The organism is Candidatus Pantoea deserta, assembly GCF_003813865.1.
GTDB classification, from domain to species: Bacteria; Pseudomonadota; Gammaproteobacteria; order Enterobacterales; family Enterobacteriaceae; genus Pantoea; species Pantoea deserta.
Map to the genome: position 1 here is coordinate 450,326 of NZ_RMVG01000002.1, position 14,326 is coordinate 464,651.

Annotated in this window: 11 protein-coding genes; 6 read left to right on the top strand and 5 right to left on the bottom strand. The window is 58.2% G+C overall.

Translation table 11 applies throughout. The annotated features are described in order from the left end of the window. Positions 1 to 21: 21 nt before the first annotated feature. Positions 22 to 1,419: an APC family permease gene (locus tag BBB56_RS04805; RefSeq protein WP_123799306.1), complete on the bottom strand. Its 1,398-nt coding sequence runs from the start codon at positions 1,417 to 1,419 to the stop codon at positions 22 to 24. Positions 1,420 to 1,657: 238 nt separating this feature from the next. Here BBB56_RS04805 and BBB56_RS04810 point away from each other — a divergent pair, with 238 nt between their 5' ends. From BBB56_RS04810 to BBB56_RS04825, 4 genes are all read left to right on the top strand, one after another. Continuing rightward, positions 1,658 to 3,109, top strand: a complete 1,452-nt coding sequence (locus BBB56_RS04810) for a sigma-54 interaction domain-containing protein (RefSeq protein ID WP_123799308.1) — start codon at positions 1,658 to 1,660, stop codon at positions 3,107 to 3,109. 381 nt (positions 3,110 to 3,490) lie between these two features. Then, positions 3,491 to 4,828 (top strand): ATP-dependent RNA helicase RhlE, encoded by a 1,338-nt coding sequence (gene rhlE / locus BBB56_RS04815; RefSeq protein WP_123799310.1) that lies wholly within the window; start codon positions 3,491 to 3,493, stop codon positions 4,826 to 4,828. Positions 4,829 to 4,832: 4 nt separating this feature from the next. Next, entirely contained in the window at positions 4,833 to 5,783 is a 951-nt protein-coding gene (gene dusC, locus BBB56_RS04820; protein ID WP_123799312.1) for a tRNA dihydrouridine(16) synthase DusC, read from the top strand. Between the two features lie 72 nt (positions 5,784 to 5,855). Then, positions 5,856 to 7,052, top strand: coding sequence for an MFS transporter (locus BBB56_RS04825; RefSeq protein ID WP_123799314.1), 1,197 nt, complete (start codon positions 5,856 to 5,858; stop codon positions 7,050 to 7,052). On the opposite strand, the gene BBB56_RS04830 is transcribed toward BBB56_RS04825, so the two are convergent. Beyond that, complete coding sequence (locus BBB56_RS04830; protein WP_123799316.1) at positions 7,049 to 8,653, bottom strand: inorganic phosphate transporter; 1,605 nt, start codon at positions 8,651 to 8,653, stop codon at positions 7,049 to 7,051. The genes BBB56_RS04825 and BBB56_RS04830 overlap by 4 nt on opposite strands. 269 nt (positions 8,654 to 8,922) lie before the next feature. Here BBB56_RS04830 and BBB56_RS04835 point away from each other — a divergent pair, with 269 nt between their 5' ends. After that, the gene (locus BBB56_RS04835) at positions 8,923 to 9,552 is read left to right on the top strand and encodes a LysE family translocator (RefSeq protein WP_123799318.1); all 630 of its coding nucleotides are present in this window, start codon (positions 8,923 to 8,925) and stop codon (positions 9,550 to 9,552) included. A 134-nt stretch (positions 9,553 to 9,686) separates the two neighbouring features. Here the strand turns inward: BBB56_RS04835 and BBB56_RS04840 are convergent, their stop codons facing one another. Both BBB56_RS04840 and BBB56_RS04845 read right to left on the bottom strand, forming a co-directional pair. Further along, the gene (locus tag BBB56_RS04840) at positions 9,687 to 10,772 is read right to left on the bottom strand and encodes a L,D-transpeptidase family protein (RefSeq protein ID WP_123799320.1); all 1,086 of its coding nucleotides are present in this window, start codon (positions 10,770 to 10,772) and stop codon (positions 9,687 to 9,689) included. A gap of 173 nt (positions 10,773 to 10,945) precedes the next feature. Beyond that, positions 10,946 to 12,760, bottom strand: coding sequence for a glycoside hydrolase family 15 protein (locus BBB56_RS04845; RefSeq protein ID WP_123799321.1), 1,815 nt, complete (start codon positions 12,758 to 12,760; stop codon positions 10,946 to 10,948). 119 nt (positions 12,761 to 12,879) lie between these two features. On the opposite strand from BBB56_RS04845, the gene BBB56_RS04850 reads away from it, so the two are divergent. Continuing rightward, the gene (locus tag BBB56_RS04850) at positions 12,880 to 13,662 is read left to right on the top strand and encodes an SDR family oxidoreductase (protein ID WP_123799439.1); all 783 of its coding nucleotides are present in this window, start codon (positions 12,880 to 12,882) and stop codon (positions 13,660 to 13,662) included. Here the strand turns inward: BBB56_RS04850 and BBB56_RS04855 are convergent. Further along, on the bottom strand, positions 13,659 to 14,234 hold the full coding sequence (locus BBB56_RS04855; protein ID WP_123799323.1) for a DedA family protein: 576 nt from the start codon (positions 14,232 to 14,234) through the stop codon (positions 13,659 to 13,661). The two genes, BBB56_RS04850 and BBB56_RS04855, sit on opposite strands and share 4 nt — an antisense overlap. Positions 14,235 to 14,326 lie beyond the last annotated feature (92 nt).

The window sequence follows — 14,326 nt, forward strand, 5'->3', positions numbered from 1 at the left end:
CGCATGAAAATAGGCGGAAATTTACTTTGTGGCGTAGTTAAGCCGGGTATGGGCTTTTTCAGCCCGACGAATAATCATCTCCCCTACGATCAATACAAGGACAACGCCGGTCAGAATGGGACCGCTATGGCTCCAGTCGACAACGCCTTTTGGCAGGTCAGGGAAAATAAATAACAGCGCGCAGGTGAATATAAATGCCATGCATAATAATGAGCAGCCTATAGCGACAGGTATGCCGCCCGGAACTTTAAATGGCCTTGGCGTGGATTTATCGGACAGGCGCAATTTTATAAAGGAGGCAAAGAACAGCAGGTAGCTGATGATGATACAGGCGCTTGAGAAAGAGAAAACAGACCAGAACATACTGGCGTTATCACCCTGTGCAAACCAGGCGTAGACCAGCGTAATCACCGTCGAAACGATGCCAAGAATACGATTGGCCCAGTAAGGGGTATTATTTTCAGGATGCCAGCGGCCAATACAGGCGGGTAATTCTCCTTCTCTGGCCGCTTCCGCAGCAGCCCGGCTGGGCGCCATCGCCCATGTAACCTGGTTGCCAATAATAGAAAGCATAAAAAAGAGACACACCAGAATAATCAGGGGGCTGCCTTCGCCAAGCAACGGACCAAGCGCATCTACGATGCCTGAAACCAGATTGAGGTTTGCCAGGGGAATGGCCATCAGGATCCCCATTGAGCCAAAGACATACAGAAAAGCGATTGCCAGCGAGGCAAGCAAAATGGCGCGCGGCATATCTCTGACGGGGTTACGTAGCTCTTTTCCCATGCAGGCAACCAGTTCCAGACCGACAAGGTTATATACAATGACGGCCAGGAAGCCGATACCGGATGAGGCGGAGGGAAGCATGGTTTGCAGTGAAAATTCGTTAGCCGGGCCATGCATAAACAGATGGTAAAAACCCGCCACGCCGAGGATCATTATCACTGTAATTTTAAACACCGCGCCAGATACGGTTAGCCAGATCCCTACGCTGGTTTTAAAATTGATAAAGGCGATCGTCAGCCAGCTCATAACCAGAACAATCACGACCTGCCCCATCAGGGATAATTCCGGCATAAACACGCGAGCAAACATGCCAGCGAAAAGGATATATCCGGCAGGCATCCATAATCCTCCCGCCAGCCAGTATAAATAAACCGCCCTGGTAGACATTCTTGCGCCAAATGCCCGGCGTATCCAGTCATAGATACCGCCTTCAGCCGGATAGGTCGTGCCCAGTTCCGAAGTAATGAGCGAATAAGGAACAATAAAAAATACCAGGGTTATGCCCCACCAGAAAAGTCCGCTGGGTCCTATTGAGGCCGAAGCCGTTAGCGTTTCAAGGACAATCACCGCGCACATGCAAAACAAGGCGATTTGTGATATTCCCATTTTCCCTTTGCTGCTATTTAAGCCCATAAAGCGTTCCTTTATTAATGAATGGTTGGCTGCTGTGATAAATCAAAGGTTCTTCATTCACATTGAGTCGGCTACTCTGCTTAAGTACCAGAGTGCTGGAGCAAAACGCATGCCATATTCTGTTTTTCATTAACATGCTGAAATGGCTTGGGTTTTAGAAAAACAAGCTGCTCAGCATTCAGCAACATGCTTAAATTTAAGCGCAGTGATTAATCTTTATTCAGGGAGAGGCGGGGGGATGAAAGCAAATATTGAACCGGAATTAGCCATCGCACTTAACGTATTTGGCCGCTTTTTTGATGTGCTTGGACAACCTTTTTCCGTGTTGAATGCGGAAGGCCAGCATATTTATTACAATCAGGAAAATGCCGAACTCGATGAATGTCAGCGTCAGGCGGTGCTGGGCAAGCACATGCTAAGTGCGTTTCCGTCCATTCTGGCTGAGGATAATGAAATGCTCAGGGCCTTACAGTATGGCGAAGAATCAATCGGTCATCAGAAAAGCTATTTTACGTCAAGCGGTAAACTTATTGATTATCAGCATACCACCGTCCCGCTCTTTAGCTCTTCCGGTAAAATTATCGGGGTCATCGAATCCGGTCAGGATCTTTCCCGCTACCGGAAATTGCAGCGAAATTTATCCGAACTGAATGAAAAACTTTTTGGTGAAGAGAAAAGCGAACAGCGGGAAATTATCTGTAACTCACATTCAATGCGGCAGGTTCTTGACCGCGCATCCCGACTGGCCGCAAGTAGTGTACCCGTCATGGTGCTGGGCGAAACAGGGACAGGAAAGGAGTTGCTCGCCAGCTTCATCCATGACCATAGCCCTCGGCGGCATAAGCCCTTTATCGCGCTTAACTGTGGCGCGCTGCCGGTAACATTAATAGAGAGCACGTTGTTTGGAACAGTGAAGGGCGGATTTACGGGGGCAGAGAATACCAGGGGTTACCTGGAGCTTGCCAATGGCGGGACACTCTTTCTGGATGAGTTAAATGCCATGCCTGTTGCCGTTCAGGGGAAGATTCTCCGTTTTCTTCAGGAGAAAACGTTCTGGAAAGTCGGAGGGAATAAAGAGCTAAAGGCGGATATCCGCATCATCGCGGCAATGAACGAATCTCCTTATGAAATGATCAGACAAAAAAGACTGCGCGCCGATCTTTTTTACCGGCTTGAAATAGGCATGGTTGTTATCCCGCCTCTGCGGGAGAGGAAAGATGAAATTATTCCGCTTGCCAGTCACTTTATGGCCAAACATCAGGCCAGCAGCAACAGGGAGGTTTATCCTTTCCCGGCATGGGTTGAAAAACAACTGGTGGAACACGACTGGCCCGGAAATGTAAGAATGCTGGAAAACGTTATTGTGCGCAGCCTGATTCTTCAGAAAAAAACGGGACCGCTGGAAGAGCTGATCTTTAACAGTGAAACCGATGTTGTCAGTAGCTTTCCCACCCAGCCAGAAACAGAGATAAAGCGTTCAGTGGAACAGGCTGGGGCAAAAAGGTTTAATCACAGCGCAACCCTGGCGGAAAAACTCGAAGCATATGAGCGCGAGCTTTTAATCGAAGCGTTAAAAAGTGCGCAGGGGTGCGTGGCGAAAGCGGCCAGGGAGTTAAGGGTGTCGCGTGGGGCTGTGCAGTATAAAGTTAAAAAATATGGTATCGCCTTCACCCTGGAAGAAAAACGCTAATCCCTGGATAAAGCGGGGGGAATTGCCCGATCGCGGCAGGCTTTCGATAAAAGCGGTAAGGGCGCTGGCAAATCACTTAGCAGCCAGTGACGTCAACGGGATATCAGTTAAACGCCGCCGCTGAGGCCGCCTGAAGGACAGGATGCGCTTCAGGCGCGGCTCGCGTTGACCTGCCGCCGTGCGGCTCTCGCCACTCGCTCAGCGCGCCGAAATTACGTAAGACGTGCCTTTCTCGCACCACGCTACAAAAGCTGCTACACTGCCCGCCTTACGCATCGTAGTTTGTGCCCTTTTCACACGTTAGCCGCTGGCTGACGTCACTATCCCCTCTGAAAACTACACCGTGGATCACGGTCAGGGCGGACCGGAGTAACACACTTAATGTCTTTTGACTCTCTCGGCCTGAGTGCCGATATTTTGCGCGCGGTTGCTGAACAGGGCTACCGCGAACCTACGCCTATTCAGCGCCAGGCGATCCCTGTGGTGCTCTCCGGTCGCGATCTGCTGGCAAGCGCGCAGACCGGCACCGGTAAAACCGCTGGATTTACGCTGCCCCTGCTGCAAAAACTCTCTTCTCAGCCTGCATCGGGACGCGGTCGTCGTCCGGTTCGCGCGCTGATCCTGACCCCAACGCGTGAACTGGCCGCTCAGGTGGGTGAAAACGTACGCGACTACAGCAAATACTTGCAGCTGCGTTCGCTGGTAGTATTCGGCGGCGTCAGCATTAATCCGCAGATGATGAAGCTGCGCGGCGGCGTTGATATTCTGGTCGCCACGCCAGGCCGTCTGCTCGATCTGGAACACCAGAATGCGGTCGATCTGTCGCAGATCGAAGTGCTGGTGCTGGATGAAGCGGATCGCATGCTCGATATGGGCTTTATCCACGACATTCGTCGCGTGCTGGCGAAGCTTCCGGCTAAACGTCAGAACCTGCTGTTCTCCGCGACTTTCTCGGACGACATCAAGGCGCTGGCGGAAAAACTGCTGCACAACCCGGAGCAGGTCGAAGTCGCACGCCGCAACACCGCCTCTGAGCAGGTGTCGCAGCAGGTGCATTTCGTTGATAAAAAACGCAAGCGCGAACTGCTTTCTCAGCTGATTGGCGAAGGTAACTGGCAGCAGGTGCTGGTCTTCACCCGTACCAAGCATGGCGCGAACCACCTGGCGGAGCAGTTGAATAAAGACGGCATCACCGCCGCCGCGATCCACGGTAATAAAAGTCAGGGCGCGCGTACCCGCGCGCTGGCGGATTTTAAAACCGGCGCGATTCGCGTGCTGGTCGCCACCGACATCGCCGCGCGTGGTCTTGATATTGAAGAGCTGCCGCATGTGGTGAACTATGAGCTGCCGAACGTGGCGGAAGACTACGTGCACCGTATCGGTCGTACCGGCCGCGCGGCCGCGACCGGCGCCGCGCTCTCTCTGGTCTGCGTGGACGAGCACAAACTGCTGCGCGACATCGAGCGTCTGCTGAAGCGTGAAATTCCGCGTCTGGCCGTGCCAGGCTATGAGCCGGATCCGAGCATCAAGGCGGAGCCGATTCAGAACGGTCGCCAGCAGCAGCCGCGCGGTCGCGGCCGTGGGCAGGGTGCGCCGTCATCACGCCCGCAGGGCGACAAGCGTGCGCCGCAGTCGCGCCGTCAGGGACAGGCCGCGCAGGGCGATAAGCCTGCTCGTCCGCCGCGTCGTCCGGCCGTGAAGAAAACCGGAACCGCGTAACGCCATGCGAGTTTTGCTGGCCCCCATGGAGGGCGTGCTGGACTCGCTGGTACGCGAGCTGCTGAGCGAGGTCAACGACTATGACCTCTGCATCACCGAGTTTCTGCGCGTCGTGGATCAGCTGCTGCCGGTCAAGTCGTTCCACCGTCTCTGTCCTGAGCTGCGCAACGCCAGCCGCACGCCGTCCGGCACGCGGGTGCGTTTACAGCTGCTGGGCCAGTACCCTGAATGGCTGGCGGAGAATGCGGCGCGCGCAGCGGAACTGGGTTCCTGGGGCGTTGACCTTAACTGCGGCTGTCCGTCGAAGCTGGTAAACGGCAGCGGCGGCGGCGCTACGCTGCTCAAGGATCCGGAGCTGATCTATCGCGGCGCGAAAGCGATGCGCGAGGCGGTGCCTGCTCATCTGCCGGTAACGGTCAAAGTGCGCCTCGGCTGGGATTCCGGCGCGCGTCGCTTCGAAATCGCCGATGCGGTGCAGCAGGCCGGCGCCAGCGAGCTGGTGGTGCATGGCCGCACCAAAGAGGATGGCTACCGCGCGGAGGCGATCAACTGGCAGGCGATTGGCGAAATCCGTCAGCGACTGCATATTCCGGTGGTGGCGAACGGTGAAATCTGGGACTGGCAGAGCGCGCAGGATTGCCTGCGCATCACCGGCTGCGATGCGGTGATGATCGGTCGCGGCGCGCTCAACGTGCCCAATCTCAGTCGGGTCATCAAATACCAGGATGCGCCCATGGCCTGGCCGGAGGTAGTCGCGCTGCTGCAAAAGTATACGCGGCTGGAAAAGCAGGGCGACACCGGGCTTTATCACGTCGCGCGCATCAAGCAGTGGCTCGGCTATCTGCGCAAGGCCTATCCGCAGGCAGACGGCCTGTTTACCGAAATCCGCACCTTAAAACACTCCGCTGCGATCGCCGAAGTCATTGATCGGCAGGCGGTCAGCATGACCTCGTGATAAAAATTCAGGCGACCCGTTAGCAGGCTAAGCGTATAGTGGAGGCTATTCTCCATAACAAACCAGCCTGCTATGTCTGATGTCGCGATACTGACTAACGGTCAGCTCAACAAACGCATTCTCTCGGTTCTGATCTTCACCTTTTTCTGCTATCTCTCGGTCGGCCTGCCGCTGGCGGTGCTGCCGGGCTTTGTGCATAGCCAGCTCGGTTTTAGCTCCTTTGTCGCCGGCCTGATTATCAGCCTGCAATATTTCGCCACGCTGCTGAGCCGTCCGCAGTCGGGCCGTCTGGCCGATCGGCTTGGTCCCAAACGCGTCGTGATGCTGGGCACCCTCTGCTGCGGCATGAGCGGCGTGCTGACGATTTTCGCCGCGCTGTGCCGCGACTGGCCGCTGCTGAGTCTGCTGCTGCTGGCAATTGGGCGGCTGTTCCTCGGCGTCGGCGAGAGCTTCAGCAGCACCGGCTCGACGCTGTGGGGAATGAATATCGTCGGCCCGATGCAGACAGCGCGCGTTATCTCCTGGAACGGCGTCGCCACCTATCTGGCGATGGCAATAGGCGCGCCGCTGGGCGTAATGCTGAATCAGGGCATGGGCATCAGCGGCTTTGCCGGTCTGGTGGCGCTAATGGGCGTGACGGGGTACGTGCTGGCGAGCCGTAAACCGGCGGTTGACGTCAGCCAGGGGCAGCGCATTCCGTTTCATCGCGTCTTTTCACGCGTCTGGCTGTTTGGTCTGGCGCTCGGTTTCGGCACCATCGGCTTCGGCGTGATCTCCACTTTTATTACCCTTTACTTCGCCAGTCGCGACTGGAGCGGCGCCGCCTTTGCGCTGTCGCTGTTTAGCCTGGGCTTTGTGCTGTTTCGCCTGCTGTTCAGCCGTGCCATCACGCGCTTTGGCGGGCTGAAGGTGGCTATGTGCTCTTTTCTGCTGGAGTGCGCGGGCCTGCTGATTATCTGGCAGGCGGAAAGCAGCCTGCTGGTGGATCTTGGCGCGCTGCTGACCGGCTGCGGCTTTTCGCTGGTCTTCCCGGCGCTGGGCGTGGAGGCGGTGCGGCAGGTGGAGCGGCAGGATCAAGGCTCGGCGCTGGGGGTCTACTCGGCGTTTCTCGATCTGGGATTAGGGCTGACCGGACCGGTGGCCGGGTTGCTGATAGGCTACTGGGGCATGCAGTCGGTCTATCTGGCGGCGGCGCTGATGGTGCTGGGCGCGTTTGCTATGACGCTGCGGCTGATGCAGCGCGGCATGGCGCCGCGCTTTCAGGATTAAAACTGCGCGAACAGCGCATAAAGCGCCGCAGAGAGCGCCACTGAGACCGGCAGCGTCAGCACCCAGGCCATCGCCAGGTTGCGCAGCGTCGCCAGTTGCAGCCCGGAGCGGTTGGCGGCCATGCTGCCTGCCACGCCGGACGACAGCACATGGGTGGTCGATACCGGCAGGCCAAAGCTGTCCGCCGCGCCAATGGTCGCCATCGCCACCAGCTCGGCGCTGGCGCCCTGCGCGTAGTTAAGATGGGTCTTGCCGATGCGCTCGCCTACCGTAACGACAATGCGTCGCCAGCCAACCATGGTGCCCAGACCCAGCGCAATCGCCACCACCACCTTCACCCACATGGGAATAAAGCGCGTCGCGCTGTCCAGCTCCTGCTTAATCGCCGTCAGATTGCGCTGCGTCTCTTCGGGCATCGGCACCTTATTCGCCTGAATATGCTTAATCGACTCCGAGGCGAGGTACATCTGGTTGCGGGTGTTGGAGACCGCCTGCGCCGGGATATTGTCCATCGAACCGTAGCGGCGAATCTGATCGCTGATGTCGCCCAGCGTCAGCGCCAGCGCGGGCAGGACGCTGGGGGTTAAGGTATTGGTGCGCACATAGTCGGTCAGCGCCTCGCGCGCCGCCAGCGGACGCCCGCTGGCCGGCTGCAACAGCAACAGCTGGTTCTCAGTCACCTGCGCCAGAGCCGCCACGCGCGGGATCTGGTCAGGCGGCAGCGATCGGTTCAGCGCATAGGCGATCGGCATGGTCCCGACCAGGATCAGCATAATCAGCCCCATGCCTTTCTGTCCATCATTGGAGCCGTGGGCGAACGAGACGCCGGTGCAGGTGAGGATCAGCAGGCCACGGATCCAGGCCGGCGGCGGCTCGCTGCTCTGCGGCGCCTCGTAGAGTTCGCGGCTGCGAATAAACGTCTTCATCGCCAGCAGCAGCAGGGCGGCGCAGATAAAGCCCACCAGCGGCGACAGAAGCAGCGAATACCCAATTTTTATCGCCTGATCCCAGTCCACGCCGCTCATGCCGCTGCGGCCGTGCAGCAGCGCGTTAGCGACGCCAACGCCAATAACGGAGCCGATAAGCGTATGCGAAGAGGAAGAGGGCAGACCAAGATACCAGGTGCCCAGGTTCCAGATAATCGCGGAGAAGAGCAGGGCGTAGATCATGGCGAAACCGCCGCCGCTGCCCGTCTGCAAAATCAGCTCTACCGGCAGCAGCGAAATAATCCCGAACGCCACAATGCCGCTGGAGAGCAGCACGCCGAGAAAGTTGCACAGGCCTGACCAGACCACCGCCACGCCTGGCGTCAGCGAGTGGGTATAAATAACGGTGGCTACCGCATTCGCCGTATCGTGAAAACCATTCACGAACTCGAAACCCAGCGCGATCAGCAGCGCCAGGCCGAGCAGCAGAAAGGGCACATAGCTGGTAACGGGCGCGCCGGTCTCCTGCACGTCGCTGAACAGATTGAATCCGGCGAAAGCGAGTCCCGCCACCAGTAAAATCAGAAACAGCGGTCTGGAAAAGCGATTGCGTTTGCCCGTGAGATTCGGACGTGCGCCAGCCGACGGGGATGACGTTAAGCTGTTTTCGCTCATAAACACCTCGGTAAACGATGGCGGGCACGCCCTGTCCGCGCCCTATACTGCCGGTGATACGCGCATTATGTGACAGAACAATGAAGCTGGCGCGGCCAGGCGGAAGTGAGACCGTCTGCTGCCGACGGGCAGGTGGCGTTGATGCTGGCGCGCCGGGCTGGCAAGAGGCGAAGTCCGTCGGCCGTAGCGATCGTTGCGCGGCAGCCATAGCAATTTTTCGCCTGGATCGATATAACTACATGACACTTCTCTTCTCTTTGCGAGCACCTATGGCGCTGTCACATGAATTACTGTTGATCTACACCACTTATCTTGTCGCAACCGCCAGCCCTGGGCCGAGCAATATGGCCATTATGGGCGTGGCGATGCAACAGGGGCGCGGGGCGGCGCTGGCGCTGGCAGGCGGAGTGATTAGCGGATCGATGCTGTGGGCGCTGCTGGCCGCCTGCGGCGTGCTGACCGTGCTGGCGACCTTTGCCCAGCTGCTCGTCGTGCTGAAAGTGGGGGGCGGTCTCTATCTTCTGTGGCTGGCCTTCAGGGCGGGTAAATCTGCTCTGCGTCGGTCGGACGCCGCCGGCTTTAAGGGCAGAGACGGGAAAGTCGCGTCTGGCAGACTGTACCGTCAGGGTCTGCTGATGCACATTGGCAATCCCAAAGCCATTCTCACCTGGGTCGCCATTATGTCCGTTGCGCTTAAGCCAGAGGCGGCCGCCTCGACACTACCGGCGATTATTGGCGGCTGCGCGGCGATTTGCGCGCTGGTGTTCTGCGGCTATGCGCTGCTGTTCTCCACCTCAGTGATGACCGCCTTTTATCTTCGCATCCGTCGCGGGCTGGATGCGCTGTTGGCCTGCTGTTTCGCAGTGGCGGGTCTGAAGCTGATATTGAGTCGTAGCTGAGCAGCGCCGCTGCTCAGGCTTACCGCGCGGCGGACAGGCAGTCGAACCTTTTTGCGCGCCGCCGCCCGGCAGAGACGGTAATAACCGCCCACAAAAAAGCCCGCGTCAGCGGGCTTTTTCACAGCGAAACCTGATTACGACGGATTGTCCGCTGAGGCGGGCGCGGCAACCGGCTGCGGCGCGGCATCAGGCGCGGCAGCGCTAGCGCCCTGCGGCGTAACCGGCGTCATCGGCTCTTCTTTCGGCTGCGCATCCTGGGTTTCCGGCACCTCGGTCGGCGCGGTCTGCACGCTGTCGGCAACGCCGTTGACTTTGGTCGGCATACCGCTGCGGCTCTGAATCGCCGCATTAACCTGGTCCTGGCTGACGCTGGCGTCGGAAATCACCTTCGTTACCGCAGAGGTCAGCGTAATCGGCACCAGTTCGCGCGAGTTAAACTGCTCTTCGGTGGTAGAAAGCGGGTTATGCACCTCTACGTAACGCGAACCGTCCGGCTCGACGGTCGCTTTCACCGGCTGGTCAATGAACTGAACGCGCGTGCCAACCGGCACGTTGTCGAACAGCCACTTAATGTCGTCGGCGCGCAGACGCACGCAGCCGTGGCTGACGCGCAGGCCGATACCGAAGTTGGCGTTGGTGCCGTGAATAGCATAGAGGCGGCCGATATAGAGCGCGTACAGGCCCATCGGATTATCCGGACCCGCAGGGAACACGGCAGGCATGCTCTCGCCGCGCGCGGCGTACTCCGCGTGCATCGCTTTGGTCGGCGTCCAGGTTGGACCCGCTTTCTTGCGCTGCACCGTAGTGGTCCAGTTAACCGGCGTATCTTTGCCTAACTCCCCGATACCGATCGGCAGCACCACAACGGTTTTCGTGCCCTTCGGATAGTAGTAAAGGCGCATCTCCGCGCTGTTGATCACGATGCCTTCGCGCGGGGCGTCAGGCAGGATCAGCTGCTGCGGAACGATCATTTTCTTGCCTGCCTGCGGCAGATAGACATCCATGCCGGGATTGGCTTCCAGCATATTGCTGAGGCCCATCTGGTACTGCGCTGCAAAGGCTTCCAGCGGCAGCTTATTGTCCTGAGGGACAGTAATCTCAATATTTTGCCCAATCAGACGACTGTTAGCCGCCGGTAAAGGGTATACCACAGCAAAAGCAGACTGACTGAATGCAGCCAGGGCCAAAGCCATTGAAGCGAACGCGCGAATCATTTTCATATTTTACAAGTCGTTATGGCCTGTTTGCAGGCTTGTCAGTGTATCGAACCCGTACCGGTCGGCGTGACCGGCTGCACATTATATGGGCATTGTTTCGATCTTGTGAATCAGGATTTTAGCAGCCAACGCAGACTTTAGGTAATCGGCGGCGTTAACTATCCGGGCGATGCCCGTCAGGGCTGCCATAGCGTCACCTCGCCGCTCAGTTTGCGGTTGAGAAAAAAGGCGGCGCTGATCAAGGCCAGGTGGGTAAGCGCCTGCGGCATATTGCCCAGCGCCCGGCCGTGACTGTCAAACTCTTCCGCATATAATCCCAGCGGGTTGGCGTAGCTCAGCAGCTTTTCAAACTCGAAATGCGCCTCGTGAATGCGCCCGGCGCGCGCCAGACACTCCACATACCAGAACGAGCAGGCGCCGAAAGAGCCTTCCGAACCGGTCAGGCCATCCGCGGGCGTTTCGCTGATGTTATAGCGGCGCACCATGCCGTCGCTCACCAGTTCGCGCTTGATGGCGTCGAGGGTGGCCAGCCATTCCGGATCGGTCGCGCCGACAAAGCGCACCAGCGGCATCAGCAGCATAGAAGCATCCAGATAGTCGCCGTGGCGGGTAGAGACGAAATGGCCGCGCTCCGCGTTCCAGAAGTTTTTCCAGATGTCCGCACGAATTTCACTGCGCGCGCTGTCCCAGCGCGCATAGGGCATCGGCAGCGAACGCTTCATGCCGAGGCGCAGCGCGCGATCCAGCGCCACCCAGCACATCAGGCGCGAGTGAAGAAAATGCTCCGGCTCGCCGCGCATCTCCCAGATACCGGCGTCGGGCTGATTCCAGTTTTCGCACACCATATCGATCATCTGCGCGACGTGTTGCCAGCCCCGCTCTGAAATGGCTTCGCCATATTTATTCGCCAGATAGACCGCATCCATCAGTTCGCCGTAAATATCGAGCTGGGTCTGCTGCCAGGCGTCGTTGCCGATGCGCACCGGGCGCGAGTCGGCGTAGCCGGAGAGGTTCAGCAGTTCGATTTCGTGCAGTTCGGTGCCGCTGTCGAGGCGATACATTACCTGCAAGCGCATTTCGTCGTGATGGCTGTTCTCGACGCAGCGGCCCACCCAGTGGGTAAAATGCTTGGCCTCGTCGACATAGCCAAGACGCATCAGCGCATACATGCTGAAAGAGGCGTCGCGGATCCAAGAGGCGCGATAATCCCAGTTGCGCACGCCGCCCAGCTCTTCCGGCAGGCCAAAGGTCGCGGCGGCGGCGATAGAGCCGTGCTGGCTGGAGGTCAGCAGTTTCAGCGCCAGCGCCGAACGCTGCACCATCTCCTGCCAGCGCCCGGTGTAATTGCTTTTTTTACTCCAGCGTCGCCAGTAGTTAATGGTCTCTTCAAAGCAGGTTTCGGTGGCGACGGCTTCGACATGAGCGTCCTCGACGCTGCCTAATTCAAACTCGGCGTGTTCGCCCGCTTTTAGCTCAAAGCGGGCGGTCGCGGCATGCGCTTCGCAGGTGAGCGGCACCGTCGCGGCGAGGCGTAATCCCGGCTGGTTTTCCGCGAGAAAATCGACGCAGCTGCCTGCGGCTTCGGCGCGCGTGTCGGCGCGCGCGTAGTCATGGCGCGGCGCGCAGCGCATTGTGAACCAGGCGCTGCCGCGCACCATTTTTATCCGGCGGATCAGGCGCGGCAGCTTTTTGCTGTCGTCACAGATGGGCATATAATCGGTAATCTCCGCCACGCCGTCCGCGCCCAGCCAGCGGGTCTGAAGGATGTTGGTGTCAGGCAAATAGAGCTGCTGGCGGCGCACCCCTTTCCACTCCGGCGCCAGCGAAAACAGGCCCGCGTCATCGCTGTCGAGCAGCGCGGCAAAAACCGACGGGCTGTCCAGCTCCGGCCAGCAGAGATAATCGATGGTGCCGTCATTCGCAATCAGCGCGCAGGTTCGCAAATCGCCGATAATACCGTGATCTTCAATCGGGCGTTTTATCTTGCTCATCCTTCTCTCCGTTACGGGCAATAGCTCTAACTATAGACAAAGCGGCACCAGAGGCCGCGCCTGGACATGACCGGATTGCTTCTATACTTCACCTTACCCGACACCCTGAGGAGAGAATGATGACCACACCCCAGACCAGAGTAGCTATTGTGACCGCATCGGATTCCGGCATTGGCCGAGCCAGTGCGCTGATGCTGGCGGAGCTTGGCTATGATCTTGGTATCACCTGGCGTTCCGACGAAGAGGGCGCGAAAGAGACGGCGCGCCTGGTGCGCGAGCACGGTCGCCGCGCCGAAATCATCCACCTCGATCTCGCCGATCCGCAGGAAGGCGGCCGCTCGCTCTCCGCGCTGATCTCACGCCTCGGTCGTATTGACGCGCTGGTGAATAACGCCGGCGCGAACGCCAAATCAGCCTTCCTCGATACGCCTTTTGACGAATGGCGCAACGTATTCAGCGTAGATGTTGACGGCGCCTTTGTCTGTGGTCAGATTGCGGCACGCAAAATGGTGGAGCAGGGCGATGGCGGACGCATCATTAATATTACGTCGGTACATGAGCATACGCCGCTGCCTGACGCCGTGGCTTACACGGCGGCCAAACACGCGATGGGCGGCCTGACGAAATCGATGGCTATCAGCCTGATTAAGCATAATATTTTGGTCAATTCCGTGGCGCCCGGCGCCATCGCCACGCCTATGAACAATATGGGCGACGGCGATGCGCAGAAGATTAAAACGCCCGAAATTCCTATTGGCCGGCCTGGCGATGTGCGGGAGATTGCCAGCCTGGTGGCCTGGCTCTGTTCAGAATGGGCCAGCTACACCACCGGACAGTCCTTTATTGTCGACGGCGGCTTTATGCTGGCGAATCCGCAGTTTTACGGCGGGAAAGATATTTAACCGGCGCGGCGGGTGTTCCAGCGGCGGATCACCCAGCGCAGCGCAAAGGCAAATATTACGGCCGCCACCAGCCACAGAATATGTTTCAGGTGCTGGTCGAGTTTATGCAGCCAGGGCGCAATAATGCCTCCGGCGAAATAGCCCAGGGCGACAAAAAGGGTCGCCCAGATTGCCGCGCCGATAATATTCAATACCAGAAACTTTATCGGCTTCAGATGGCTGGCGCCGATAATAATCGGGCCGATAATGCGAAAGCCGTACATAAAGCGCACGCCGATAACAAACAGGCTGGGGTGACGCTGAATGAGGCGGTTGGCCTTAACCACTTTGTCCTGATGTTTTTTCAGCTTGCGCAGAATTTTTGTGCCGTATCGACGGCCAATCCAGTAGAGCAGCTCGTCGCCAATCACGCCGCCAGCCATTGCCGCCAGCACCACGCCAGCAAAGTTCAGCAGCCCCTCATGCGCCGCCACGCCGCCTAACAGGGTAAAGGTCTCGCCTTCGGCGATAGAGCCAAGCAGCAGCGCCAGGTAACCGTACTGGGTAATTAATCCGTTGATATCGAAATGCAAAAGTAAACTCCCTTTTTTAAGCGGCGATTCCTGTATTCTACACTGCATTGGTCGATCCTTCCGGTGGGCTTACCACGCAGCGACAATTTTAT